The sequence below is a fragment of the Flavobacterium branchiarum genome (genome assembly GCF_030409845.1).
Classification (GTDB): Bacteria; Bacteroidota; Bacteroidia; order Flavobacteriales; family Flavobacteriaceae; genus Flavobacterium; species Flavobacterium branchiarum.
In genome coordinates this window covers 896,317-922,255 of the sequence record NZ_JAUFQQ010000003.1, presented here as the reverse complement: position 1 = coordinate 922,255, position 25,939 = coordinate 896,317, and the positions used below count along the sequence as shown (strand labels likewise).

The window sequence follows — 25,939 nt, the reverse complement described above, 5'->3', positions numbered from 1 at the left end:
CATTTAGCTTATTTTTGGAGGAGACCAGATGGTATAAAAGCCTGAAGATAAACTGGCTGTTTGAATATAAAAAGATTCTTCTTTATCCGAAAAGTTGAAACAATTCAATGCGCCATCATCCCATTTTTCTGGAGTCAGTAATGAAATAATCGTAACGCAACGACAATTAGAATGGCTACACTTGTCGCCACAATTTTTCTTGCCTTTTTGATTTGCATTAGAATTACAACAATTATCAGCTGTTTTTGAGTGCGCCTTTTCGGTGGTATGCTTCTTTTTTTCAGATTTCATATTACATGCTTCTACTTGCGTTGGCGTAAAAAAGAAGCCAAGCAAGAAAATAAAAAGCAATATGTGCGTTTTTGAAATCATCTGATATTTTGAAGTATCAAAGATACACTATATTTTTTTCACTGATAATTTTATATGTACTGAACAGTAATACTTGAAAACGGAACGCGGATGACGCGGATTTTCCTTAAAGGAATTAACCATAATATTGTCTTTCTGACGAAGAAAGACCCGAGCCTTAGCGAATAGACGAAGTAATCTCCATTTATAGCTCGACAATCTGGAGTTACTTTGCGTTAGTTTCTTGCGAAGATTCTTCCTTCGTCAGAAAGACAAGTTTGTGATGAAACGGAACGCAGATGACGCGGATAAAAACGGATTTTCCTCTTTTATAAATAACTTTTAGAGATCCGCGTCATCCGCGTCCCCTTTAGATAAACAAGAAATCCCTGTTAGACTTCTATCGTAATAACTTCTTTAAGTTTAGTTGAAAATTTTGGAGATAATCGCTCTTGCTTCATCTTCCATTGTCTGCCTAATGATTGCACTCCAAATTTAACTTTGTTATCTCCGTAGCTTAAATTCATTTTGTCGATAACACTCATTAAGGGCTGGTGTTTTGGATTGGATGTACTGAATAAATTAAGTTGCGTTTCGTTATTTGGCGTTAAGCCCATAACAACGACTCCTGCCTTTTTATATGAATATCCTGCTTTGTAAATTTCTTTTAATCCTTTTTGTGCAGCTTGATTCAGTTCAATAGTTGAGTTGGTGGGAAAATCTGTATTTATGGTAATACTACGTGAATATTGCGATTGATCGTTTGCTAAATAGTTGGTTTGAATAAAAACTGTGACCATATTGCAATGACAATTCTGCCGTCTTAATTTCTCGGCACATGAAGCAGTAAAAGTGCTTACCCTTTCTGAAATTTCATCATAAGTCGTATATTTTGTTTCAAATGAACGAGTAGTCGATATCATCTTTTTACTTCTAGGTCCTTCTAAATCTAGTGTTGGTTTCCCTTCTAAATCATGTTTTAACCGAAGTCCAACTACTGCCATTTCTTTACGCACCCAAGCATCTGACAGTTGTGTAAACTGATACGCTGTTAAGATGTTTTTTTCTTTTAAACGTTTTGCATGCTTTCTCCCTATTCCCCAAACATCTTCTATTTTTGTCCACTTTAGCGCTTTGATTCTTTTTTCGTCCGTATCGATTATGTAAACATTCTGAGTTCTTTCGGCAAATTTTCTAGCAATTTTATTCGCTACTTTTGCCAAAGCTTTTGTTGGCGCAAAGCCTACACTTACTGGGATTCCAGTTCCTTTTGTAACTTTTTTTCGAATATCAATTCCCATTGCATTGAAATCGAATAACTCAAAACCAGTAAATTTTAAGAAAGCTTCATCGATGCTATATAATTCGATATCGGGAGTATACGTTCTAAGCAAATTCATTACTCGATTACTCATATCTCCATACAATGCATAATTGGAAGAATACACAAAAATATTTTTCTCTTTAAACAGTGCTTCAAATTTAAATGCGGGTGCTCCCATTGGGACTCCTGCCAATTTAGCTTCATCAGAACGCGCAATAACACAACCATCATTATTAGATAGAACAACAACTGGTTTTCCTATCAAGTGAGGTTCAAATACCCTTTGGCAAGAAGCATAAAAATTATTACAATCTACTAAAGCAAACATTGTATCGCATTTGAAATTAAAACTATATCACTAAATTGTAAGCAGCTTACATGGATTTACTCCGTAAAACACGGATATATCTAAAAAGATTTTATCGAATGAATTACAATTCCCCAGATTAGAAGTTCATTTTCAGAGGTTACTCTTATGGGGGCATAATCATCATTCTCGGCAATAAGCCAAACTGTATCTTTTTCTATTTTGATACGTTTTACTGTAAATTTTCCATCAACTTGGCAGACTGCAATTTTATTGTTTTGAGGTTCTAGGCTTTTATCTATAATCAACAAATCGCCATCATTTATTCCAACATCTTTCATAGAATGCCCTTTTACTTTTGCAAAAAAAGTGCTATCTCTATTTTTAACAAATTCTTTATTAAGATCTATTGTTAACTCAATAAAATCATCGGCAGGTGATGGAAATCCAGCACTAATTCCCACATCAAAAAAAGGAATTTCTAATTTTGAGGAATAATCTGGAATGTAAAATTCTAAGGTCGTACCGTCGTTATTTAAACTTCGTAATTTCATAGTTCTGCAAAATTACGGAAGTTATATTTTCGCTGTTATTATTTAACAATAAATAGTTATTAACGATGCCGAATTAAGTATCTAAAGTTGTTTTTTTACTTAACCTTTTTCTGAATTTATGGTAGGTATTATGGTATTTGTTATGACTCGGATATTTACGATATGAAGTAAGATTATTAAAAATTAGGGCGACGACAAGTAATATTATAACTCCTGTTAATACTGGTGAGATAACATACCAATATCCCATTTCTTTCATCTGGGTAGAGCCTGTTACTGCTATAAGTGCGGTTGCTCCTCCTGGTGGATGCAATGTTTTGGTTATTTGCATGCAAATAATAGAAAGCGACACTGCCAAAGGTGCTGTAATCCAGATAATATCTGGCGCTAGTTGTTGCACTGTAACTCCTATAATCGCAGAAACAACATGTCCTCCAACAAGATTACGAGGTTGCGAAAACGGACTTCTAACTTCTCCATAAACTAAAACACTCGAAGCTCCAAATGATCCAATTAAATATACTAAATCTGAACCTGAAAATTGTTGTGTTTGTATAAAGGCAATTAATCCTATTCCAACAAAAGAACCTATAAACGACCAGAATATTTCTTTAGAGTTGATTAAAGTTTCTTTGTAAAGAATGTATCTCGTTTTACGATAGCTTCTCTTTATCTTGTTTTCTCCCATAAATTATTTATTTTGCTATGCTTGGTAAGAATGTATAAACGGTATGTGGATAAATCATTTTTGCGGTATATTTAGAAATCAAGCAAACAACTAATATTGGCAAAAATAAAGTGTAATCATTTGTTAGTCCACAAACTAAAAAAATCGCTGTAAATGGAGCATGAATACTAGCACTTAAAACAGCTGCCATTCCGATTACCATAAAATTCAACGGGATGACCTGTGCGTTAAAAAAAGTATTTAATACTGATGCAAGCAACAATCCCAAAAAAGCTCCTATAAAAAGACTCGGTGCAAAAACACCTCCATCACCACCCGAAGCTAAGGTTATAGAAGTAACTATAGGTTTTAAGATTAAAATACCAATAAAACTAATCGCTAGGGTAAGCGTTAACGGAACAGCCGAATTACTAAAAATTTCTTTTATTGCATGATATCCTTCTCCATAAAGTTGAGGAAACACAAACAATGAAACACTCAATACAATGGAACCTAAAATGATTTTATAATAATGTGTTTCTATCTTCGAAAACTGTCCTTTAAAGAATAAGACACAACGAGTTAGATATACAGAGTTGATTCCTGCCAAAATACCTAAAAGAATAAAATACGGAATGGCTTTTAAATGCCAAGTTGTAATTGTAATAGCAAATAAAGGACCCTCATTTAAAATTGTAATTAATCCAAAGGCTATAGAAACTGCAATTAAATTCGAAATTATAAATGCTCGTGTAACTTTTCTCGAAATTACTTCGATTGCAAATAAAATCCCTGCAATTGGGCTACTAAATAATGCTGTAACTCCTGCTGCAACTCCCGCACAGATTAATTCGGTTTTATACTGGCGAAAAATATTTTCTTTTTGATGTGCCACCGAACCAATTGTTGCCGTTGCCACAACTGTAGAAACTTCAATTCCTGTTGATCCTCCAAAAATAACTGTCAACAAACCATTAATGAAATGTGATGGTATTTTGTAAATCGGTAAATTTTTAGATTTTGATTGTGTGCTTTCGAAAACTTCTTTGATTCCTTTATTTTCTTTTTTCTTGAATAGATATTGACGTAAAAAATAAATTATTGAAAGTCCAAAAACTGGAAAAACAACATAATAAATTGGATTAATTGTGGCTTGGTGAAAGAATATTTCTTCGTAATACTCTGTTATTTTCTTGAGAGAAATCCCTAAAAATGCCGAGAGAAAACCAATTAAAACAGATACAATAACTAATTTTTGAAATTTAATAAATTGGTGGTTTTTTTTAATTTTCGCTGTTTTGTTCATCAGAAGTTTGAAGTTTTAAAACTCACTTTTCATAAGTGGTCTGCAAATTTAAAGAAACATAGCCGTATTTATTCTCAAATACCCGAATATTACATTTATTTAACAGCAAAGTAAGAAATTAACCCTCGTAAAACTCTATTGGTAAATCGTCTGGATCTGCAATAAAAGTAAAACGTTTATCTGTAAATTCGTCAACCCGAATGGCTTCGCAAACAACATTCTTAGACTCTAAAAATGAGACTGTTTGATCTAAATCAGATACCTCAAAAGCCAAATGTCGCAAACCTGTTGCCTCAGGTCTAGAAGTTCTTTCGGGTGGACTTGGAAACGAAAATAATTCGATAATATAGTTTCCGTTTAAGGCCAAATCTAACTTATACGATTGGCGTTCTTCACGATAAACTTCTCTAATTATAGTTAGGCCTAAAACGGCTGTATAAAACATTTTAGACCTATCATAATCACTACAAATAATGGCAATATGATGCACTTTATTTAATGAAAGCATTATTTATTATTTTCTGGTTCTTGATTTAATTTTCGGATTACTTTAGCTGGATTTCCAACTGCTAGTGAATTGTCTGGAATATCTTTTGTTACAACCGATCCCGCTCCTATTACACAACCATTTCCTATAGTTACTCCCGGACATATTACTGAGTTTCCTCCTATCCAACAATCATCTCCTATTGAAACTGGTAATGTACTTTGAACTGTTTTTCTTAATTCTGCCTCAAGCGGATGCGTAGCTGTATAAATCTGAACATTGGGTGCAAACATCACATTCGATCCAATTGTAACTGGGCCACAATCTAAAACTACACAGTTTACGTTAAAATACACATTGTCACCACAATGAATATTATATCCGTAATCACAATGAAATGGTGGCTCTATATAAAATCCCTTACCTACATTTGGGATTAATTCTTCTAAAATTAGCTTGGCTTTTTTAGTTATACAGTATTCTGTAACATTTAAACGATGCAATAGATTTTTAGCTTTTCTACGTTCTTTTGCTAAATCTGAACTACCTGCTATGTAGTTATCTCCTGCAATCATTTTTTCTTTTTCAGTTTTCATAAATGTAATTATATCTTTTTCTTGACGTGTTTTATAAATTTTAAAGTAACTTTTTAAGAATAACAATTTGTCCTAAATGATAAATATCGTGTTGGATAATTCCGTGGATATGTTCATAATAGGTATGTCCGTTATTAACATATATTTTATCTAAATCGGCATCATCGAAATTTTCAAAAAAAGAATTCCATGCTTCTTGTGATTTTGCCAAATTTTGAAGTGATTGCTCCCAAGCTGCTTCAGATGAATCTAGGACAGGCACAAAATAATTATGATCAGGCGTCGTGATGGTTTCTCCCTCTACGCGTTTCAAAATATTTCTTCTCCATTGTATAAGATGATTGGTAATTTCCCAAATCGTATTTAAATTAGGATTTACCTTCTTATACGCTTGCCCTGCACTTACATCTTTTAACGTATTTATTAACGTAACTTCTAGCCACGGATTTCCATTGTAAATGGATTGATATAGATTCGAAATTCTTCTATTTTCTGACATAATAAATCATTTTTAAAACACAGAAGCTAAGATACAAATAAGTATTTTACAACTCGTCCTTGAAATTCCACAATTGGGTTATTTAATATTTTTTAACTAAAACTGTTAAAATACTTTTGTTCTATCAAAATCAAAAAACATGAAAACCAAGTTTCAAGAATTAAGTAAAAACGAGTTTCCATTAAAAAAACAATCGTTTTTCATAATAGCTTTTTTACTACTGAGCTCGATACTATTTGCTCAAAATACTCTTTCGGGAAAAGTAGTAGATACAAAAGGAAAGCCAATTGCTGGTGCTAACATTTATATAGATGGCACTTATGATGGGGCTACAAGTGCAGAAAATGGGGAATTTTCTTTTACTACTGAAACTAAAGGAAATCAGATCTTAATCGTGAGTTTTTTAATTTATGAAACGTCAACCACATCAATAGATGTTGCCAATTATAAAAATCAAACGATCAAACTTAAAGAAAATGTAAACTCATTAGACGCTGTTGTTATCACTGCAGGAACTATGGAATCTGGAGATAAGGCTAGGGTTTCTGTTTTAAAACCTTTGGACATTGTTACTACTGCTGGATCTGCTGGGAATATCATTGCTGCATTACAAACTTTACCCGGAACTCAAAATGTCGGAGAAGATGGGCGTTTGTTCGTTCGTGGTGGCGAAGCAAGCGAAACCCAAACATTTGTAGATGGTATTCGTGTTTCCCAACCTTATGGTGCATCTGTGCAAAATTTACCTACTCGCGGTCGTTTTTCTCCTTTCTTATTTAGTGGAATCGCTTTTTCTACAGGAGGTTATTCGGCTGAATACGGAGAGGCTTTGTCTAGTGTACTATTATTAAATACCCAAGACGAACCAGACCAAAATAAAACTGATATTGCTATGATGACGGTAGGATTGGGAGTTGGAAATACTCAAAAATGGAAAAAAAGTTCGTTGAGTGTAAATGTTAGTTATATCAATCTAGCTCCTTATCAGGCTGTAATAAAACAAGATGTTGATTGGAACAGACCTTATCAATCCCTATCTGGTGAAAGTGTATATCGCTATCATTTTAATAATGGTATTTTAAAATTATATGCTGCTTTTGATACGTCTAAAATAGATCTTAATCAGAAAAATATAAATTTCGAAAATCCAATTCGAGTGAATTTAGTTAATAATAATTTCTACCTAAACACGGTTTATAATGGAACTTTTGGTAGTAACTGGCAAATTACCTCAGGATTGAGTTATGGATATAGCAACAATAAAAAGGATATTGATGTGGCTAATATCAATGATGATGAAAACGCAGCTCATCTTAAATTAAAACTAAGAAAAAGTCTTTCGAACAAAATAAAATTATCTTTTGGAGCCGATTATTTCGTTACAAAGTATAGCGAAGATTTTCAGGACAATTTAACTTCAACTATCAATAATGGTTACGATTCGAATATTGGTGCCGTTTATGCCGAAACTGAATTTTTGTTTTCTAGTAAACTAGCTGCGAAAGTTGGACTTAGAGGTTCTTATAACAATTTGTTAGATGAATCTACTTTAGCACCAAGAGTTTCATTGGCATACAAAGTGGCAAAAAATAGCCAGTTTTCACTTGCTTACGGAGACTTTACACAAACTCCTGTTGTGGATTACATTAAATATTCAAAATACCATCAGTTTGAAAGTGAAAAAGCAGCTCATTACATTTTAAACTTTCAATACAATAAAACGGGACGCACTTTTAGAGCTGAAGCGTATTACAAAGATTACAGCAATCTCGTAAAATATGACACTCAAACTATTCAATATAATTCTGTTTTCAGTAACAATGGTTCTGGATATGCTAAGGGATTAGATCTTTTTTGGAGAGACAGCAAATTATACAAAAATCTAGAATACTGGATTTCATATTCTTATATTGACACGGAAAGGGATTATAAAAATTTCCCAACTAGCGCAACTCCCGATTTTGTTGCTGACCAAACTTTATCTGTGGTGACCAAATATTTTCTTACTGATTGGAAATCTCAAATTAGCTTAACAAACAGTTTTAGCACCGGAAGACCTTACAACAACCCAAATGAAACAAAATTCATGAATGGAAAAACAAAATCATATAATAGCTTGAGTCTTAGCTGGGCTTATTTATTAACGACTCAAAAGATTTTATACTTCTCTGTTTCGAATGTTTTAGGAACTCAAAATATATTTGGCTATGATTATGCTAGAAATCCTGATGCAACTGGAACATACAACAGACAAGCGGTTACTCCTACTGCCGATCGCTTTTTCTTTGTTGGTTTCTTCTGGACTATTAGCCAAAATAAAAATGAAAATCAGTTGAAGAATCTTTAGAGGAGAGGTGCTTGCTAAGGCACAAAGGTTCAGAGTTGCAGAGGTACAGAGGTACAAAGGTACAGAGGTTTTGCCTAGATAACCTAAAAAAGGTACTAAGAAAAAAACTTAGAACCTCAGAATCTTAGAGTCTTGGAACCTTTGAAAAAATCTTTGAACCTTTGAGCCTCTGCAACTCTGAACTTCCAAAAAAAAGAAACCTTTGAACCTCTGCAACTCTGAACTTCAAAAAAAAACTTAGAACCTCAGAGTCTTTGAACCTTTGAACCTTTGAACCTCAAGAAGGAAACCTTTGAACCTCTGTAACTCTGAACCTCAAAAAAAAACCAATTCATCCCTAAAATTCAACAACTCAGTAACATTAAATTTAAAGAGAATAAAATCTATAATACTTTTGAAGTATAAATTAACTAGCGTTTCAATCATCAAAAAATAACTAAACCTTAAACAAGAAATCATGATACGATTAATTACAGCAATCACGTTATTTATTTGCAGCCTTTTATCTGCACAGACACAATTTGAACAAGGAATGGGAAAAGCTTTTGGGCTTTGGAAAGAAGGAAAAAATACGGAAGCATCTGATTTATTTGAAAGAATTGCCGCTGCTGAAAAAACTAGCTGGTTACCTAATTATTATGTTGCTTTGGTAAATACAACATCAGCTTTTAAAACGCAAGACAAAACACAAATAGATTTACTACTCAATAAAGCTCAAAATGCATTGAATGTTGAAATGGCGAAAGATTCTAATAATGCTGAACTTTATGTGCTACAAGCTTTAATTTATACTGCCTGGGTTGTAGCTGACCCTATGACTAACGGAATGAAATATTCTGCAAAAACAATGGAAATGTATGATAAGGCCGAGGCTTTAGCTCCTGACAATCCTAGGGCTGTTTTTGGTAAAGCTGATTTTCAATTGGGTGGTGCTAAATGGACAGGAATCGATACTAAACCTTTGTGTGCAGAAGTTGATAAAGCTATTGGTCTTTTTGCTACTTTTAAACCTGAAACTCCTTTTTCTCCAAAATGGGGACTAGAAAGGGCTCTTGAAGTCCAAAAGACTTGTAAATAATCGTTTAAAACTAATAATCTCTAAAAATCAAATAATGCATTTAAAACCACATATAGTTAAAGCCTTATTTATTGGTGTAATAATCTTTCTTGTATCCTTCTTGATTAAATTTATATCATTTGGAACTGAAGTGTTTACTCCCAATTTATTTACTGCTTTTTTATACTGCATGTTATACAGCACGACATTATATATTGTTAATGCTTCATTATTTGCTTTTTTAGACAACGTATTTAAAGCCAATCCTTATTCATTAAAGCGCATAATCATTGGCTTTATCAGTTCTTTTTTCTGTTCGATAATAGCCATATTTATACTTCGTGTTTTTTTAAAAGTTGTTATAGACAAAGAACCAATAACGGAGTTTTTAGCTAAGGAAGATGCTGCGAATTACATAGAATCTGCTATTATTACTTTTATTGTATTAGCCGTATTTCATGCTTTACACTTTTATAAAGTATATAACGAGAACCGAGTTAAGGAACAAAAAATAATTGCTGGAACTGCTTCGGCTAAATTTGAAACTTTAAAAAATCAGATTGATCCACATTTCCTATTTAATAGCTTGAATGTACTAAGTTCATTGATCGAAGAGAATCCTGAAAATGCACAACGATTCACAACTTCATTGTCTAAAATTTATCGCTATGTCTTAGAACAAAAAGACAAAGAACTTGTATCGGTTGAAGATGAATTAGCTTTTGCTAAAACGTATATGAATTTATTAAAAATGCGTTTCGAAAATAGTTTATTCTACGAATTACCAACTGAAGGCATCAATCCAGAAGCAAAAGTAGTACCGCTATCATTGCAGCTTTTACTTGAAAACACGGTAAAGCACAATGTGGTCAGTGAACAAAAACCACTTCATATTCGAATATTTATCAAAGGAGATTATTTAGCAGTTCAAAATGATTTTCAGAAAAAAGAAGTATTGCAAGATCGTCAAGGTGTAGGACTACAAAATATAGTAAGTCGCTACGGTATTATCACCAATAGAAAGGTGTTGATTGAGCAAAATGCATCAACATTTACTGTCAAAATACCTATTTTAACTAAACAAATTAGTGTCATGGAAACAACAACTGATTATAATGAAAATACTGCTTATTATAGAGCAAAAAAACGAGTAGAAGAGCTTAAAGGTTTTTATGGAAATTTGATTTCATATTGCTGTGTAGTACCATTTTTAGTTTTCATCAATTTAAAATTCTCACCTGGATTTCAATGGTTTTGGTTTTCTGCTTTAGGATGGGGTTTTGGATTAGCGATGCATGCTTTTAAAGTATTTGGATATAGCTCAAATTGGGAAGAAAGAAAAATTCAGGAAATCCTAAGAAAAGAAGAGAACAAACAAAATTGGAAATAGTCATGGAAACATATCGAAATGAACTTGACAAAAATGAGCTACGTGAACTGGCTCGTAAAAAAGTAAAAAAAATCAAAGGATTTTATGTGCATCTCTTTTTTTATGCCCTTGGTATTATAATCTACTTTTTAAAAGTATATGCTGGAATACGATTTGATTTTTTCCCTTTTAAATTTATCAATGGTTTTGTAATGACAATATGGACAATTGTATTTCTATCATTGGCGGTTGATTTATTTCTTTCTTATAAAATGTTTGGAATAAAATGGGAAGAACAGAAATTGAATTCTATTCTAGAAAAAAAACAATCTATAAAAAGTCCCCGTTCAGAGGAGACCTATTATAGTAAATATGATGATCGCTATCTTGAAGCAAAAAAGACTATAGAAAACATTAAAGGCTTTTACGGCAACCTCATCTCTTATATAATAGTTAATCTATTTTTACTTTTTATTAATTTGGTTTACTCTCCCGAACATCTGTGGTTTTACTGGCCTTTATTGTGGTGGGGATTGGGAGTTGTAATTCATGGTTTAAAAGTTTTTAATGCCTTTCCTGTTTTTGCAAAAGACTGGCAGGAAAAAAAGATAAAAGAATTAATGGATAAAGAAAAATCCAAAGGGGAAAAATGGCAATAATTTTTTAAAATTAAATAAAACAAAATGGGACGATTTAGAAGACAGCTATTTGATAATTATAACGACAACACTACAAATGATGAACGTTATAACTTGGCTTATAAAAGAGTAAAGAGAATAAAAGGTTTCTATACACACTTAGCTGTATATATCCTGGTAAACATATTCATTCTGATTCCAGACACAAACCATGGAATATTTGGGAATGAAGAATTCTGGAGATGGGAAAATTTCTCAACAACTTTGTTTTGGGGAATTGGTCTAGTTATACATGCAATATCCGTTTTTGGAAAAGATTTATTTTTTAGCATGAATTGGGAAGAAAGAAAAATAAAAGAATACATGGAAAAAGAAGCCAATACTAAATGGGAATAATTTATCGCATTTAGAACTAAATAAAAAGATTGAAATTCATTTCCAATTAAATTTTAACTACTACTTTTAGCCAACCAAACCTATTGCCAAACCAAAATGAAAACAATAATTATAGAAGACGAAAAACCAGCTGCTCGGTTATTACAACGCAAACTTGATAAAATAGACGTTCCAGTAACTGTAATGCTTCATTCTGTTGTAGAAGCGATTGATTGGTTTTCTAAAAATGAACATCCAGATTTAATTTTTCTTGACATTCAATTATCTGATGGATTGTCATTTGAAATTTTTGAAAAAATCGATATTAAAAGCGCTATCATTTTTACAACTGCTTATGATGAATATGCTTTAAAAGCTTTTAAACTCAACAGCATCGATTATCTTTTAAAACCTATAGATGAGGATGATTTAGATGTAGCAGTTACTAAATTCAAATCTCGTTTGCCAAAAACAGAAGCGCCTAGTCAAAATATTGGAATTGATTTTGAACAGATCAAAAAAATGCTTTCAAATCCTTTTGAGAAAGTTTACAAAAAAAGATTTACTGTTAAAATTGGACAACATCTAAAAGTTATTGGAACGGATGAAATAGAATGTTTTTTTAGTGAAAACAAAGGAACTTATTTACACACTTTTGATAATCGAAATTACTTAATAGATACAACCTTAGAAATTTTGGAGCAAGAGCTTGATCCAAAAGATTTTTATCGTGTGAGTCGAAAGTTTATTGTTCCGCTTCCTGCCATTAAAGAGATTGTACTATACAGTAATTCTCGTTTAAAAATAATCTTACCTACTTATAAGGAAGATGAAGTAATTGTAAGTCGTGAGAAAGTTTCTGATTTTAAAAACTGGATTGGATAATATTACTTTTGAATAGGATAGAAATATTTTCTAATTCCTATCATCACAAATATTAAAACGGAGTAACCAATAAAAAAAGGAGCAATATATTCGATACCATCCATTGCCAACATAAGTGCAATAAGTAACAACTGAAAGCCTAAACCGTATAAAGAAACAAAGGTCATAAACCAATGTGGAAACGTTTTTGCTTTATAAGCGTCGCTATCGAGTGCGTGAATTATTTTATCAAAAAGACCATAAACAATCATATAAACTTGATGTAAAAAAGTCACTATTTTTTGATCTTCACCAGGTAAGGCCCTTGGAATTTTATTTTCAAAAATCTTACTCGTTGTATCTCCTCCCACTGATTTATTTCGTAAAATCACATAATAGTAATTATACAAAGTACCTTGTAACTGAATGCAGAAAAAGGCAAGTAATGTAATCGGTAAACTTGTTTTAGAAACATGACATATACTTATCAAAAACAAGAAGTTCAAGATGATATCAAATATACTATCAAGATATCTTCCTGTATAGGATGGAGTATTTTTTATACGTGCCAATTCTCCATCGGCTGCATCTATAATTGATTTTAATATTATAAAGCAACCAGCTAAATAAAAGTAATTTTCCAGAATACAATAAATCGCAACTAGTCCAGAGATTCCAAAAAGCAATGTTACATCAATTGGTGTAAACCGTGTATTTTGTAACTTTTTTGCAAAAAACCTTCCTAAAGGTCTTCCGTAATCTGATAAATCATAAAATTTATCTTGTGCAGCAAGTTTTGACATCTATGTTCTTATAAACAAAAGAGTTGCGACAATATAGTCAGTTGTAATTTACGAATAAAATTAATATTTATTTAACTCGTTTTGCGTAATTATTTTCGCACATAGTTCCTATAGCTATCGGAACTATGTGTTTATGTATTAAATGCTATTTTGCGACCCGAGCGAATCTAATTACCGAAGTAATTGCACCAACAGGTTCTATTTGCTTAATCTGTGTAATGTGTATGTCATTGCACTCAAAAGGAAAAACGCCATTATTTGGTGAATTAATCCTAATGCAAGTGGTACATGATATAAAAGTGTAAAAACGCCTAAAATAAACTGTAAGAACACACAAATAACTAATACTTTAATCCCAATAGCTTGAGTTTTGTTGAGCGCAAACTGGGTACTTTTAAAATATAAGAAAAGTATAATAGCCACAACAACATAAGCAAATGTTCTGTGTACAAACTGCACACCACTTTTACCTTCTATTAAATTCTTGATAAGTGTGGGTTGCTCTATAAAAACTGATTCATGAATAAACTCTCCATCACTCATTAATGGCCAATGATTATGAATTAATCCCGCATTTAAACCCGCTACAAATCCTCCATAAATAATTTGTATTAAAAGAAAAACTAATGCTATTCTAGCAATATTACGAAGTGTCACATTAACGGTGATTTTATTTCTCTCTGGATAAATTAAATCCAATGCCACCCATAATGTGTAAGCAAAGGTTACAAAAGCAAAAGTTAAGTGCAATGAAAGTCTAAAATGACTTACATCTGGATTGTCTATTAAACCACTTCTCACCATGAACCATCCTAAGAAACCTTGAAAAGCTCCCATTGCCAAAAGAACAATCGATTTTTTTATTGTAGCCCTATCTAATTTTTTCTTAATTAAGAAATAAACAAATGGAATAAAGAAAACCAAACCAATAATACGCCCTATGAAACGGTGAAACCATTCCCAGAAATAAATCATTTTATAATCTGAAAGCTGGAAATCGTTATGAATATTAATTTTTTGATATTCTGGAAACTTTTTATATTGTTCAAAAGCCTCATGCCATTTTTCCTCACTCATAGGCGGAAAAGTATCTGTTACCAAATGCCAATCGGTCATTGATAAACCTGAGTTTGTTAATCGGGTAATCCCTCCTACAACAACCATTAAAAACAATAAAAAACATCCTGACAAAAGCCAAATGATTACTGATTTATTTTCTCTTTTCATTTTTTTCACTTGAGATGTAGCATTAGTACATCTCCATTTTGGGTTAATAAATGAACTTTAAAAGTCCGCTACCTATATTTTCACACATCAGTCTTTAGTCTTTACAACTTAGAACCTCGGTTACTTTAAACTTTTTTCAATCCCAACTTCTCTCCTTTTTTCAGCATAAATTCATATGCTGCTTCGTATTCATTTGGAATTTCACCTTCAAGGATAGCTTCCTTAATAGCTTCTTTTAACATTCCGATTTCTTTAGAAGGCTTTAGATTATAGATCTCCATAATCTCTTCTCCCGAAATTGGTGGTTGAAAATTACGAACATGATCGCGCTCTTCTACCTCAACGATTTTTCTTCGTACAATTTCAAAGTTTTTATGGTATTTCTTAAACTTATTTGGATTCTTGGTTGTAATATCAGCTTCGCATAGAATCATTAAACTCTCTACATCTTCACCAGCATCAAAAACCAAACGACGCACAGCACTATCTGTTACAATGTCTTGTGATAATACAATTGGTCGTGAACTCATGATTACCATCTTTTGCACAAACTTCATTTTGTTATTCAATGGCATATGCAAACGCTCAAATATTTTTTTGACCATTTTACCACCTAAAAACTCATGTCCGTGAAAGGTCCATCCTTGTTTTTTGTTAAAACGTTTCGTTGGTGCTTTTCCAATATCGTGCAATAAAGCAGACCAACGCAACCAAACATCATCGGTATTTGGACAAATATTATCAACAACCTCAAGTGAATGGTAAAAGTTATTTTTATGTGTATGTCCTTCTATTTCTTCAACCTGATTCAAAGCTGTCAATTCAGGCAAAATAATATCTAGAAGTCCTGTTTGAAACAACAATAAAAAACCAATTGAAGGTTTATCTGTAGAAAGGATTTTATTTAATTCATCGACAATTCGCTCTCCCGAAATGATATTGATTCGTTCTGCGTTTTTAGTAATTGAATTTAATGAGTTTTCTTCAATTTCAAATCCTAGTTGATTTGCAAATCGAATGGCACGTAACATACGTAATGGATCATCAGAGAAAGTAATATCTGGATCAAGAGGAGTTTTGACAACTTTATTTTCTAAATCGGTTAATCCATCAAAAGGATCTGATAAATCTCCGAAAGTAGCTGCGTTTAATGATAATGCTAATGCATTTATAGTCAAATCACGGCGATTTTGGTCGTCTTGAAGTGTCCCGTTCTCTACAACAGGATTTCGACTATCAAAATGGTAGGATTCTTTTCGTGCTCCAACAAATTCAATTTCGGTATCTTCAAAACGCAACATTGCTGTTCCGTATGTTTTAAAAACCTGAACTTTTGGTTTCTTTGGTAGTAATTCTGAAACTTTTAATGCCAATTCAATTCCACTTCCTACTGCAACTATATCAATGTCTTTTTTGGAATCTCGATTTAAAAGCAAGTCTCTTACAAACCCTCCGATTACATAACTCTCTACATTAAGTTCTTGAGAAGCTTGCGAGATAATTTCGAAAATTTTATTCTGCAGAGCATCTTTATAATTTATTTTTTTAGCCACGAATTCTCTAATTTTTATAAAATAACAGTAAAATAATATATAGATAATTTTACCACGCGCAAATTTACAACATACTATACGCCTTTTATAATCTAAAGCATACTTTTTTTGTTTTTTAGCATTTCAAACTACATAATTCCTTCAAAAAAGAAACATTTCTAAAAAACAAGACCTTCATAAAACTATTTTTCTCATTTATTCAACCCTTTTCATATTCAATGCATTTAATGATTCTATAATACTATCAAACAAATCAATCTATAATCTGTTATTTTTTTGATTTCTATTTGTACTTTTGAGACCATACAAAAAAGTAGAAAATGAAAATTGTTATATCGCCTGCAAAATCTTTAAATTTCGAAAAAGAGTTACCAACTTCTCATTATACTGAACCTAGTTTACTAAAAGAAGCTAGACAAGTTCATAAAGTTTTAAAACAAAAAAATCCTGCCGAATTATCTGAACTAATGCACATTTCTGATAAATTGGCACAACTAAATTGGGAACGTAATCAGGAATGGAAAACTCCATTTACTCCCGATAACGCTCGCCCTGCAATATTCACTTTTGATGGTGATGTCTATACAGGTTTAGATGCTTATACGATTCCTGTAGAAAAACTTGATATTTTACAAGATAAACTACGCATATTATCTGGTTTATACGGAATCTTAAAACCATTGGATTTAATTCAAGCCTACCGATTAGAAATGGGAACTAAATTACCTATTGGTGAAGCAAAAAACCTATATGAATACTGGAAAGAAACGGTTACAAAAACATTAAACAAAGAGCTTAAAAAAGATGAACTTTTTGTAAATCTTGCTAGTACTGAATATTTCTCGGCTGTTGATGTTAAAGCGTTAAAAGTTCCTGTAATCACTCCGGATTTTAAAGATTATAAAGATGGTAAACTTAAGATAATTAGCTTCTTTGCCAAGAAAGCAAGAGGAATGATGGTGCGCTATATTATAGATACCAATGCAGAAACTGTTGATGACTTAAAAGGCTTTAATTATGAAGGCTACCAATTTGATAGTAATCTTTCTAAAGGAAATCACTTAGTTTTTACACGATAAAAGAAAACTTACTATAACAACAAAACCCGACAAGTCCTTGAAAACTGTCGGGTTTTGTTGTTTTTAATCTAAGATTAATTCGTTGGGCGTAATTATTTTTCACGCATAGTTCCGATAGTTATCGGAACATAGCTTAACATAGTCTAGAAAAGGCGTTTCACTTAAAATAAAACACATAAGACTATGCGAAAAAAATATTTTTCTTAAACCATCTTTGGTTATCACTTCTATTCCGATAGCTATCGGAACTATGTCTCTATGTGTTAAATACCATTTTTACGATCCGAGCGATGCGAATTGACGAAGTAATTACACTCAAGGGTTAAAATTATTATTTAGCCATCCAAGTATTATCCTGAGGTGTCGCATCTACAAAAATCCCACCATCAACTGTTATCGATTTAATTTTTTTGGTAGCATTAAGAGTAACTCTAGCATTTTTCTGATCAGCTTCCCATATAGCAGGCGTTTGATGAATTGTTTCTTTTGTATTATCTGCATAAATAATAGTTACATCAAAAGGAATTGCAAAACCTCCTTTATTCTTAATAGATACAACCGTTTTTTTAGCTTTCGTATCTACTTTATCTAAAACAACATCAATATAATTATTAGTGAAGAACCAATTGTTAAAAAACCAATTCAGATTTTTTCCAGAAGCACTATTGAATGAGTTGAAAAAATCCCAAGGAATCGGGTGCTTACCATTCCAGTTATCCATATAAGCATGTAATGTTTTTTTAAAAAGATCATCACCAAGCAAATCTTTTAAAGCTAAATAAGACAATGATGATTTACCATACGCGTTATTGCTATATCCTGCACCCGAAACTTGCGTTGACATTGCTATTATTGGCTGATCTTGTTCTGCTGACGGATCATTAATGTACCTATTTACTCGGAACTTTTTATAAAATTCATCTGCGGCTTCCTTCCCTCGCTGCGATATACCAATTAAATATTCAAATGTAGTAGCCCAACCTTCATCCATAAACGCATAACGCGTTTCGTTTGTTCCCATATAAAAAGGAAAATAAGAATGTGCTACTTCATGATCTTGAACTAATTGTGCAAAAACAGGATCTCCCATCTGAGAATCATTACACATCATTGGATATTCCATATCTGCAAACCCTTGGAAAGCTGTCATTTTAGAAAACGGATAAGGAATTCCAGGCCAATTATTAGAAAACCAATCTAATGCATATCTGTTATTTTTTACAGAAACAACAAAATCAGTTCCTTTTACATCATAAGCAGCTTGAACACTCGCACGACGATTCGTTTTATTATCTACAACAACACTGCTTGCATCCCATAGATAATGATCACTTAAACCAAAACAAACATCCGAAATATTTTTGGCCTCAAATTTCCAAGTATTCCAATCGGCTTGCTTCGTAACAATACCGCTTTTCATTTCTTGCTCATTTGCTATATGCAAAATGGCATCTGTAGTATATGATTCTTTTAATCGTGCTGCAAATTCTGGTTGTAAAACCTCATCTGGATTCAATAAATCTCCTGTTCCATAAACCACATAATTTTTAGGTGCTTTTACAGAATACACATAATCATTAAAATCATTATAAAATTCTTGACGGTCTGTATGTGGTAACATATCCCAACCATAATAATCATCAAAAACCGTAACACGAGGATAGCTATACGCTACAAAAAATGTTGAGTTATCTATTTGTCCTTCTCTGCCACTTTCTTTAGATAATGGATAATACCAATCAATATTAATTGTGATTTTAGAGTGAGGAAGCATTGGCTTATTCATTTTCACTCGCCCTATTGTTTCCCAACTTCTACCATCTTCTTTATACGTTTCGCCTTCAATTTTTAAAGATGTAATTGTTAACCCATCACTTAAGAAATCATCACTAACATTTCCTCCTCTTGGCGAAGAGGGCTTATGAAGATTATTTACAAATCGAATGGGTAAATACCGTAACGTATCGCTACTATTGTTTTCATAAATGATAGTTTCTGTTCCGCTTACAATTTTAGTATCTGGATTAACCGTTAGATCTATTGTGTATTTCCCATGATTTTGCCAATAGTTTTTACCCGGTTTTCCATCCATAGAACGAGTCCCTTTTGTGTAGGCTTCTTTTACATTTCTTGGCATATATAATTCTTGTGCAAAACTATATTGTGCCATGCATATAAATGCAAACAATAGCAATTGAGGTATTTTTCTTTTCATAATTGGTTATTTGGTTTTGATAATTATAAATCGCATTCTTATATTAGTTCTGAATGTGATTAGATTGTTACAACTATTCTTCAAATTTATCCTATTATCTTATATTTTCATCAAAAGAAACAACTTGATTACACAAACAGAATCATTTTCTAAATCAAACAAAAAAAACCGCCTTATTCCAAAAGGATCAAGGCGGCTTTAAACATTAAAAAATAGCTACTACAAGATATAATCGGTATTTATAAAATTCGATTCTTTACTATTTAATAATTCTTGCAAAATGGCATTATTGTAATCATTATCTTTTGATGCTACGAAGGTTCTAATAGAGAACGAACGCAAGGCATCGTGAATACTTAAGGTTCCTACAGCCGAATCTTTACGACCTGTAAACGGAAAAACATCTGGCCCTCTTTGACAAGAACTATTCAAGTTTACTCTGCACACTAAATTTACCAATGTATCGATAAGCGGTGCAATAGTTTTGATGTCTTTACCAAACAAACTTACTTGTTGTCCGTAATTAGACTCAGCCATATCGTTTAAAGGTTCTTGAATATCCTTAAAAGTTAAGATTGGTACAACTGGTCCAAATTGTTCTTCGTGATAAACACGCATTTTTTTATTTATAGGAAATAAAACGGCAGGGAATATAAAATTCTCTGTATGTAATCCTCCTTTTTCATTAATTACTTTTGCTCCCTTATGCGTTGCATCATGAATTAATTCTTGTATATAATGTGGCTTTTCTGGCTCTGGAAGCGGTGTTAGCGAAACCGATTTATCCCACGGATTTCCAAATACCAAAGCATCGACTTTTGCTGCAAAGCGTTTATTAAATTCTTCGGCTATAGATTCGTGCACATATAAAATCTTCAATGCTGTGCAACGTTGACCATTAAATGACAATGTTCCTGTTATGCATTCCTGAATTGCCAAATCTAAATCGGCATCTGGTAAAATTATTGCAGGATTTTTTGCTTCCAATCCTAACACTAAACGCAATCTATTTTTATTCGGATGCTGATCTTGTAAAGCAATAGCCGATTTACTATTCCCTATTAAGGCTAGAATATCAACTTTTCCAGATTTCATTATAGGCGAAGCTACTTCTCTACCTCTACCATAAACAATATTGATGACTCCTTTTGGAAAACTATTTCTAAAAGCTTCTAACAAAGGTGATATTAATAAAACACCATGTTTTGCTGGTTTAAAGATTACAGGATTTCCCATAATCAATGCTGGAATAAGTAAAGAGAACGTTTCGTTTAATGGATAATTATAAGGCCCAAGACACAATACAACTCCAAGTGGCCCTCTTCGAACCATGGCATTTATTCCTTGCACTTTAGAGAAACTTGCTCCACGCGTATTTAACTCCTTATAACTTTCGATTGTATCGTAAATATACTCCACAGTTCTATCAAATTCCTTCTCTGAATCTCCTAATGATTTTCCTATTTCCCACATCAATAGTTTTACAACTTCGGCACGGGTAGTCTTCATTTGAGAGACAAAATTCTCCATACATTTTATACGATCTACAACTTTCATTGTAGGCCATAAACCTTGTCCTTTATTATAAGCCGCAGTTGCAGATTCAACAACTTCCATGGCCTCATGTTCTCCCATAAAAGGAATAGAACCCAATAGAGTCGGTGTATATTTTTCTGTAGAAGAGATTGCGGAAAATACAGGTGTGGTTTGTCCTGTCCATTTTTTTAACTCTCCATTTACAAGATAGGTATCCTGTACCAATGGAGTATTTATTTGGTATTCCTCTGGTATAAAATTCATTATTTGGTTATTTTAGTTTTTGGTTGTTAGTTGGTATAAAACAAAAAAGAGGCACGCGCCTCTTTTTTGTTTATGGTGTAACAGTATCTCCTTCCCAGGCCAATATCCCTCCTAATAAATTAAAGGCGTTATCAAACCCCATTTCATTCATTATTTGGCATGCTTTAGCACTTCTGGCTCCAGAACGACAATACACATAATAGTTTTTATTTTTATCTAATTCTTCTAGCTCATATATAAAAGCCTGTCCTTTATTGATATCAATATTAAGAGCATTCTCTATATAGCCATCATTATATTCGTCTTCAGTTCTTACATCAAGTATAACTGCATTTTCGTCAGCTCCAAATTTAGCTATCCAATCTTCTTGTGATAAATTCATGATATCGTATTTTTAGGTAAAATTACAACGTTTTTAGCAAACAATAAACCCTGTATTTGCAAATTGTATTATAATTTAGAGAAAACGTTTTAGCAAACATATAATAATCAATGAATTCTAGCTTCTACAAATTATTTTCAAAAATATAGTCTACAAAACCCATAGAAAATAGGATATTGTTATTTGCAAAATTTAGCTGTTAAACATAAAGCCTAACTAATTAATACAACAATAATCGGCTATATTTGTAATAAATTATAATTTTAAAAATCAATTTGATAAAATTACATGATTTTAAAATCGGGTCTATTTAAGAAATTATATCTCAAATTTCAGATATTCTTAATTTCGAAATGGTGCAATTATTATTTCTCTTAGTGTTTAAAAAATAGCTCATGCAAACTCCTTTAAAAAATATTTTTCCTAATTTCTCCAACGAATTAATTTCTGCTATAGAAAGTAATGCTACTTTTCAGGATTACGAAACTGGAACAATCTTAATGCGTACAGGACAATACATAAAAAATACTGTACTGATAACTAAAGGTAAGATTAAAATATATCGCGAAGGCGAAGATGGTGGCGAGTTTTTCATGTACTACCTACAGCCCGGACAAGCATGTGCCATATCAATGATTTGTGCCACCAAAAGTGAGAAAAGCCAAATTATGGCAAAAGTTGTCGAAGATGTTTCGGTAGTTATGATTCCATTAAACTTAATGGATAAATGGATGATGGAACACCGTAGTTGGTATGAATTTGTTATAGAAACATATAGAAACCGCTTTGAAGAAGTCCTAGAAGTGGTTGATAGTATTGCTTTCCGCTCTATGGACGAACGATTGGAATTTTATCTTAAACGCCATAAGGATGCCTGCGGCTGTAACGAATTAAAAGCATCTCATCAGGAAATTGCAACGGAACTTAACACATCTAGAGAAGTGATTTCTAGATTGCTAAAAAAAATGGAACAACGCGGATTAGTAAAATTAAACCGAAACCAAATCGAGTTGTTGCAATAAAACTGTTATTACTAAATCCCTTACATCTATCACATAAACGACCAGATAAAGATAGATTAGCACAATTTAACAGCATATTATATTTTTGAAGAAACACTAAAATACTTTTACAAATCATCAAACAAACGCAATTGTACTCAAAAAAAGAGGGTTCCAAATGCTCTTGAAATCCTCCTAAATCTTTTACAACAATCCCACAGTTGTGGAATCTCAGCGACTCCGTTCTACAGGAGTTTCGTTGCTGGATTTTCAAACCCAACGAACCCTAGCCGTTGGCGTTTTTTATCTCAAGTTATATTTCTTATCCAATCTAGTAAACGTTTTTTTGAAAACAATAAAAACAATTAAACTTGCAATAATTAATGATATTAAACATATTACCCACTCTAAATCATATTTAATTGAATTTACTTGAACGAATAATATTAAATACCCAATAAAAAAAAATATTATTGAAATTATATATGACTTAAATATTTTGATTTTTTTATATTCAATAAGTACAATCATCAATATAATAGCAAAAAAAATTGGACAATACAACCCCAATAATGCAGAAAAAATTGGAATCCCCACTAAAAACAGTAAGCTATTTTTAAAATCATAAAAAGTAGCATCTAATGTACCTGATTGATAGTTCATGTAAGAAACTATTAATCCATAAAAAATGTAAAAATGTAATACCCAAATTAACAGTATAGTGTAAGTTTTATTTAACCACATATGGACGCATTATTTATTTTTAGTCTTCTTTTAAAACCCCTTTACTATCTACTTTGCCTTTAAAAGGTACAGAAGTAGGTTTGTGCCTATGTAACCAAAGCATAAGCATTGCTAAATCTATTCTAAAACCAGCATCAGTTACGTTTCCCATCCATGGGTCATCAAATTCAGGCGTAACACCTAAAAAACCACCAAAACCATGTCTTATATTATTTTGAGACTCTTTGTCAGCCATAGCTCTAAATGTTTCAATAGTTTTCTTTGATGTTTTTGTATAAATTGGCAAGGTAACTACGCCTTGTTCGTATTTTACAAATGCTAAATACCCTAAACCCTCAATCTTTCCAAGATCTTACTTTTAGCAGACGTTTTTTTATCTCAAGTTATATTTTTTATCCAATCGAGTAAATGTTTTTTTGAAAACAATAAAAATAATTAGACCTGCAATAATTAATGATATTAAACATATTATCCACTCTAAATCATATTTAATTGAATTTACTTGGACGAATAATATTAAATACCCAATAAAAAAAAATATTATTGAAATTAAGTATGACTTAAATATTTTGATTTTTTTATATTCAATAAGTATAATCATCAATGTAATTGCAAAAAAAACAGGATAATATACACCTAATAATATTGAAACAATAGGAATAAATAAGACAAATCCCGTAATGCTTTTAAAATCATAAAATGTAGCTTCCAATGTATTTAACTGATATTGCGAACATGCAGTTGTTAGTCCATAAAAAATGTAAAAATGTAATACCCAAATTAACAATATGGTGTAAGTTTTATTTAACCACATAAGGACGTATTATTTTTTTGTATTCTTCTTTTAAAAACCCTTTACTATCTACTTTATCTTTAAAAGGTAAAGAAGTCGGTTTGTGTCTATCAAGCCAAAGCATTAACATAGGTAAATCAATTCTAAACCCTGCATCGGTTACATTTCCCATCCATGGGTCATCAAATTCAGGTGTAACACCTAAAAAGCCACCAAAGCCATGTCTTATATTATTTTGAAGATCTTTGTCTGCCATAACTTGAAATGTTTCAATAGTTTTCTTTGATGTTTTTGTATAAATTGGCACAGCAACAACTCCTTGTTCGTGTTTTACAAATGCTAAATCCCATTGATATGCTTTCTCCATCGTATCTAAAGGTATATTTTTATATTCCCCATAAAACAATTCATAAAATTGAGTAATCGCATAATCACAAATGCCAATATTTAGTTCACTTAAAATTACTTCAACATCATTATCTACAAAAGCAAATCCACCATCCATAATTTTCAGTTTATCAACTAATGTATATGCTCCTTTCAACCATCTCGTTTTGTGTCTAGTTTTATTAATGATTAGTTCTTGTTCTAAAAATTGATAAAAATCGGCGATTTGTCCAAATGGACCAAGAAGACCTTGGTATTTATGTTCTACGATGTACATACAAGCATCTTTCCAAGTGTCATTTTTATTTTTTCGATCTTTTTTAAGCCAACAAGCTTTTTGTAAATTTACCTTACCTGTTGCCATTTTATAAAACTCCATATTAGGAAATTCTCCATTTGCTGCTACAATTTTAGTCTTTTCTCCATTGGTTAGAAAATCTATTAATAAATCACAGTAATGAATCCCTATACTTGAATATTTTGGTAAATAAATCCGTATATTATCATTATCTATACTGATGTAATTTATTTCAAATTCTTTGTATTCACTAAATGTTTCTCCAAATAAAAGTCTTAGTTCATAAGTAGAAACTGATTTGGTTTGTATTTTTGATGACGAACAATCAATATCTTTTCCACTGTATGATATACTCATTACAGGAAATATTTTTCCTGCAATAAAAACCCTTTCTCTTCTTATTAACCTATTTGGACCAGATACACGCGTGTATTCTAACTTGGTTTTGTTTCTATTTGCTTGTCTTATTTTATATAGATATTCAACAAAATCTGTTTCTACATCATTTATTCCTTCTACTATTTCCTCAGAATTTATATTGTCTTCTTTAAGAAAATAAAATCCATTTTCCATAAATGGCATAAGTGCTACACCGATATTCATACAAATTGGTTCGTCTAAAATGTCTAATGTTGCATTTAAATGTCGGACATCCATTCCATCAACTTCTGTTACAATTAAAGTTCTTGCCATTCTTGTGTTTTATTAAGTTAAGTTATTGTTGTTTTTTTAATATGATTTTCATGTACATATATGGTTTATTTTAAAATAACATATGCTTTATCATCTACAAATCCTGTCAATTGGATTTCATTTTATTATCTTGAATATCCAGCTCTTCTTGTTCTTTATGGAAAGATCGATAATTTCTCCTATTTTATAATTTTCTGTTTTAACTTTTATACTTGGTGATTCT

General features: G+C 31.8%; 25 protein-coding genes. 8 read left to right on the top strand and 17 right to left on the bottom strand.

Features of this window, described 5'->3' with window-relative positions; genetic code table 11:
- Nucleotides 1-3 precede the first annotated feature (3 nt).
- The 8 genes from QWY99_RS04715 to QWY99_RS04680 form a co-directional block, all read right to left on the bottom strand.
- Nucleotides 4-372: a hypothetical protein gene (locus QWY99_RS04715; RefSeq protein WP_290262109.1), complete on the bottom strand. Its 369-nt coding sequence runs from the start codon at nt 370-372 to the stop codon at nt 4-6.
- Between the two features lie 371 nt (nt 373-743).
- Nucleotides 744-2,003 (bottom strand): Y-family DNA polymerase, encoded by a 1,260-nt coding sequence (locus QWY99_RS04710; RefSeq protein ID WP_290262106.1) that lies wholly within the window; start codon nt 2,001-2,003, stop codon nt 744-746.
- Between the two features lie 80 nt (nt 2,004-2,083).
- Entirely contained in the window at nt 2,084-2,536 is a 453-nt protein-coding gene (locus QWY99_RS04705) for a LexA family protein (RefSeq protein ID WP_290262104.1), read from the bottom strand.
- Nucleotides 2,537-2,609: 73 nt separating this feature from the next.
- Entirely contained in the window at nt 2,610-3,224 is a 615-nt protein-coding gene (locus tag QWY99_RS04700; RefSeq protein WP_290262101.1) for an HPP family protein, read from the bottom strand.
- 7 nt (nt 3,225-3,231) lie between these two features.
- A complete protein-coding gene (locus QWY99_RS04695) occupies nt 3,232-4,509 on the bottom strand; it encodes a chloride channel protein (RefSeq protein WP_290262098.1) in 1,278 nt (425 codons plus the stop codon).
- A 118-nt stretch (nt 4,510-4,627) separates the two neighbouring features.
- Nucleotides 4,628-5,017, bottom strand: coding sequence for a VOC family protein (locus tag QWY99_RS04690; protein ID WP_290262096.1), 390 nt, complete (start codon nt 5,015-5,017; stop codon nt 4,628-4,630).
- Entirely contained in the window at nt 5,017-5,592 is a 576-nt protein-coding gene (locus QWY99_RS04685; protein WP_290262094.1) for a sugar O-acetyltransferase, read from the bottom strand. The genes QWY99_RS04690 and QWY99_RS04685 overlap by 1 nt, the downstream gene beginning before the upstream one ends.
- Before the next feature lie 40 nt (nt 5,593-5,632).
- On the bottom strand, nt 5,633-6,091 hold the full coding sequence (locus QWY99_RS04680) for a DinB family protein (protein WP_290262091.1): 459 nt from the start codon (nt 6,089-6,091) through the stop codon (nt 5,633-5,635).
- Between the two features lie 139 nt (nt 6,092-6,230).
- Between QWY99_RS04680 and QWY99_RS04675 the strand changes: the two genes are divergently transcribed.
- From QWY99_RS04675 to QWY99_RS04645, 6 genes are all read left to right on the top strand, one after another.
- Entirely contained in the window at nt 6,231-8,438 is a 2,208-nt protein-coding gene (locus tag QWY99_RS04675) for a TonB-dependent receptor (RefSeq protein WP_290262087.1), read from the top strand.
- 457 nt (nt 8,439-8,895) lie between these two features.
- A complete protein-coding gene (locus tag QWY99_RS04670) occupies nt 8,896-9,516 on the top strand; it encodes a hypothetical protein (protein WP_290262085.1) in 621 nt (206 codons plus the stop codon).
- A gap of 34 nt (nt 9,517-9,550) precedes the next feature.
- Nucleotides 9,551-10,885, top strand: a complete 1,335-nt coding sequence (locus QWY99_RS04665; protein WP_290262083.1) for a 2TM domain-containing protein — start codon at nt 9,551-9,553, stop codon at nt 10,883-10,885.
- 2 nt (nt 10,886-10,887) lie between these two features.
- Nucleotides 10,888-11,523 carry a 2TM domain-containing protein gene (locus QWY99_RS22220; RefSeq protein WP_353960565.1) on the top strand — a complete coding sequence of 212 codons (636 nt, stop codon included), beginning with the start codon at nt 10,888-10,890 and terminating at the stop codon, nt 11,521-11,523.
- A gap of 24 nt (nt 11,524-11,547) precedes the next feature.
- Complete coding sequence (locus QWY99_RS04650; protein WP_290262079.1) at nt 11,548-11,898, top strand: 2TM domain-containing protein; 351 nt, start codon at nt 11,548-11,550, stop codon at nt 11,896-11,898.
- 96 nt (nt 11,899-11,994) lie between these two features.
- The gene (locus QWY99_RS04645; protein ID WP_290262077.1) at nt 11,995-12,762 is read left to right on the top strand and encodes a LytR/AlgR family response regulator transcription factor; all 768 of its coding nucleotides are present in this window, start codon (nt 11,995-11,997) and stop codon (nt 12,760-12,762) included.
- Between the two features lie 2 nt (nt 12,763-12,764).
- Here the strand turns inward: QWY99_RS04645 and QWY99_RS04640 are convergent, their stop codons facing one another.
- The 3 genes from QWY99_RS04640 to QWY99_RS04630 all read right to left on the bottom strand — a co-directional run bounded on the left by QWY99_RS04640 (nt 12,765) and on the right by QWY99_RS04630 (nt 16,312).
- Nucleotides 12,765-13,544, bottom strand: coding sequence for a CDP-alcohol phosphatidyltransferase family protein (locus QWY99_RS04640; RefSeq protein ID WP_290262074.1), 780 nt, complete (start codon nt 13,542-13,544; stop codon nt 12,765-12,767).
- 198 nt (nt 13,545-13,742) lie between these two features.
- Complete coding sequence (locus tag QWY99_RS04635; RefSeq protein WP_290262069.1) at nt 13,743-14,771, bottom strand: COX15/CtaA family protein; 1,029 nt, start codon at nt 14,769-14,771, stop codon at nt 13,743-13,745.
- Nucleotides 14,772-14,896: 125 nt separating this feature from the next.
- Nucleotides 14,897-16,312: a CCA tRNA nucleotidyltransferase gene (locus QWY99_RS04630; protein ID WP_290265332.1), complete on the bottom strand. Its 1,416-nt coding sequence runs from the start codon at nt 16,310-16,312 to the stop codon at nt 14,897-14,899.
- Nucleotides 16,313-16,644: 332 nt separating this feature from the next.
- Here QWY99_RS04630 and yaaA point away from each other — a divergent pair, with 332 nt between their 5' ends.
- Nucleotides 16,645-17,403, top strand: a complete 759-nt coding sequence (yaaA, locus tag QWY99_RS04625) for a peroxide stress protein YaaA (protein WP_290262067.1) — start codon at nt 16,645-16,647, stop codon at nt 17,401-17,403.
- 331 nt (nt 17,404-17,734) lie between these two features.
- Here yaaA and QWY99_RS04620 read toward each other — a convergent pair whose 3' ends face one another.
- From QWY99_RS04620 to QWY99_RS04610, 3 genes are all read right to left on the bottom strand, one after another.
- On the bottom strand, nt 17,735-19,618 hold the full coding sequence (locus QWY99_RS04620; protein ID WP_290262066.1) for a M1 family metallopeptidase: 1,884 nt from the start codon (nt 19,616-19,618) through the stop codon (nt 17,735-17,737).
- Nucleotides 19,619-19,837: 219 nt separating this feature from the next.
- Nucleotides 19,838-21,418 carry an NADP-dependent glyceraldehyde-3-phosphate dehydrogenase gene (locus tag QWY99_RS04615; protein WP_290262064.1) on the bottom strand — a complete coding sequence of 527 codons (1,581 nt, stop codon included), beginning with the start codon at nt 21,416-21,418 and terminating at the stop codon, nt 19,838-19,840.
- Nucleotides 21,419-21,488: 70 nt separating this feature from the next.
- Complete coding sequence (locus QWY99_RS04610; protein WP_290262061.1) at nt 21,489-21,800, bottom strand: rhodanese-like domain-containing protein; 312 nt, start codon at nt 21,798-21,800, stop codon at nt 21,489-21,491.
- A 395-nt stretch (nt 21,801-22,195) separates the two neighbouring features.
- Between QWY99_RS04610 and QWY99_RS04605 the strand changes: the two genes are divergently transcribed.
- Entirely contained in the window at nt 22,196-22,822 is a 627-nt protein-coding gene (locus QWY99_RS04605; RefSeq protein ID WP_290262057.1) for a Crp/Fnr family transcriptional regulator, read from the top strand.
- A gap of 282 nt (nt 22,823-23,104) precedes the next feature.
- Here QWY99_RS04605 and QWY99_RS04600 read toward each other — a convergent pair whose 3' ends face one another.
- From QWY99_RS04600 to QWY99_RS04590, 3 genes are all read right to left on the bottom strand, one after another.
- Nucleotides 23,105-23,464, bottom strand: coding sequence for a hypothetical protein (locus QWY99_RS04600; RefSeq protein ID WP_290262055.1), 360 nt, complete (start codon nt 23,462-23,464; stop codon nt 23,105-23,107).
- 100 nt (nt 23,465-23,564) lie between these two features.
- Nucleotides 23,565-23,780, bottom strand: a complete 216-nt coding sequence (locus QWY99_RS04595) for a hypothetical protein (protein ID WP_290262052.1) — start codon at nt 23,778-23,780, stop codon at nt 23,565-23,567.
- Nucleotides 23,781-24,345: 565 nt separating this feature from the next.
- Nucleotides 24,346-25,716: a hypothetical protein gene (locus QWY99_RS04590; protein WP_290262049.1), complete on the bottom strand. Its 1,371-nt coding sequence runs from the start codon at nt 25,714-25,716 to the stop codon at nt 24,346-24,348.
- Nucleotides 25,717-25,939 lie beyond the last annotated feature (223 nt).

What these genes read in the sequence shown, in the direction of transcription:
- QWY99_RS04715 (WP_290262109.1), bottom strand. Translation starts at nt 372, where the DNA reads ATGATTTCAAAAACGCACATATTGCTTTTTATTTTCTTGCTTGGCTTC.
- QWY99_RS04710 (WP_290262106.1), bottom strand. Translation starts at nt 2,003, where the DNA reads ATGTTTGCTTTAGTAGATTGTAATAATTTTTATGCTTCTTGCCAAAGG.
- QWY99_RS04705 (WP_290262104.1), bottom strand. Translation starts at nt 2,536, where the DNA reads ATGAAATTACGAAGTTTAAATAACGACGGTACGACCTTAGAATTTTAC.
- QWY99_RS04700 (WP_290262101.1), bottom strand. Translation starts at nt 3,224, where the DNA reads ATGGGAGAAAACAAGATAAAGAGAAGCTATCGTAAAACGAGATACATT.
- QWY99_RS04695 (WP_290262098.1), bottom strand. Translation starts at nt 4,509, where the DNA reads ATGAACAAAACAGCGAAAATTAAAAAAAACCACCAATTTATTAAATTT.
- QWY99_RS04690 (WP_290262096.1), bottom strand. Translation starts at nt 5,017, where the DNA reads ATGCTTTCATTAAATAAAGTGCATCATATTGCCATTATTTGTAGTGAT.
- QWY99_RS04685 (WP_290262094.1), bottom strand. Translation starts at nt 5,592, where the DNA reads ATGAAAACTGAAAAAGAAAAAATGATTGCAGGAGATAACTACATAGCA.
- QWY99_RS04680 (WP_290262091.1), bottom strand. Translation starts at nt 6,091, where the DNA reads ATGTCAGAAAATAGAAGAATTTCGAATCTATATCAATCCATTTACAAT.
- QWY99_RS04675 (WP_290262087.1), top strand. Translation starts at nt 6,231, where the DNA reads ATGAAAACCAAGTTTCAAGAATTAAGTAAAAACGAGTTTCCATTAAAA.
- QWY99_RS04670 (WP_290262085.1), top strand. Translation starts at nt 8,896, where the DNA reads ATGATACGATTAATTACAGCAATCACGTTATTTATTTGCAGCCTTTTA.
- QWY99_RS04665 (WP_290262083.1), top strand. Translation starts at nt 9,551, where the DNA reads ATGCATTTAAAACCACATATAGTTAAAGCCTTATTTATTGGTGTAATA.
- QWY99_RS22220 (WP_353960565.1), top strand. Translation starts at nt 10,888, where the DNA reads ATGGAAACATATCGAAATGAACTTGACAAAAATGAGCTACGTGAACTG.
- QWY99_RS04650 (WP_290262079.1), top strand. Translation starts at nt 11,548, where the DNA reads ATGGGACGATTTAGAAGACAGCTATTTGATAATTATAACGACAACACT.
- QWY99_RS04645 (WP_290262077.1), top strand. Translation starts at nt 11,995, where the DNA reads ATGAAAACAATAATTATAGAAGACGAAAAACCAGCTGCTCGGTTATTA.
- QWY99_RS04640 (WP_290262074.1), bottom strand. Translation starts at nt 13,544, where the DNA reads ATGTCAAAACTTGCTGCACAAGATAAATTTTATGATTTATCAGATTAC.
- QWY99_RS04635 (WP_290262069.1), bottom strand. Translation starts at nt 14,771, where the DNA reads ATGAAAAGAGAAAATAAATCAGTAATCATTTGGCTTTTGTCAGGATGT.
- yaaA (WP_290262067.1), top strand. Translation starts at nt 16,645, where the DNA reads ATGAAAATTGTTATATCGCCTGCAAAATCTTTAAATTTCGAAAAAGAG.
- QWY99_RS04620 (WP_290262066.1), bottom strand. Translation starts at nt 19,618, where the DNA reads ATGAAAAGAAAAATACCTCAATTGCTATTGTTTGCATTTATATGCATG.
- QWY99_RS04615 (WP_290262064.1), bottom strand. Translation starts at nt 21,418, where the DNA reads ATGAATTTTATACCAGAGGAATACCAAATAAATACTCCATTGGTACAG.
- QWY99_RS04610 (WP_290262061.1), bottom strand. Translation starts at nt 21,800, where the DNA reads ATGAATTTATCACAAGAAGATTGGATAGCTAAATTTGGAGCTGACGAA.
- QWY99_RS04605 (WP_290262057.1), top strand. Translation starts at nt 22,196, where the DNA reads ATGCAAACTCCTTTAAAAAATATTTTTCCTAATTTCTCCAACGAATTA.
- QWY99_RS04600 (WP_290262055.1), bottom strand. Translation starts at nt 23,464, where the DNA reads ATGAACTATCAATCAGGTACATTAGATGCTACTTTTTATGATTTTAAA.
- QWY99_RS04595 (WP_290262052.1), bottom strand. Translation starts at nt 23,780, where the DNA reads ATGGCTGACAAAGAGTCTCAAAATAATATAAGACATGGTTTTGGTGGT.
- QWY99_RS04590 (WP_290262049.1), bottom strand. Translation starts at nt 25,716, where the DNA reads ATGGCAAGAACTTTAATTGTAACAGAAGTTGATGGAATGGATGTCCGA.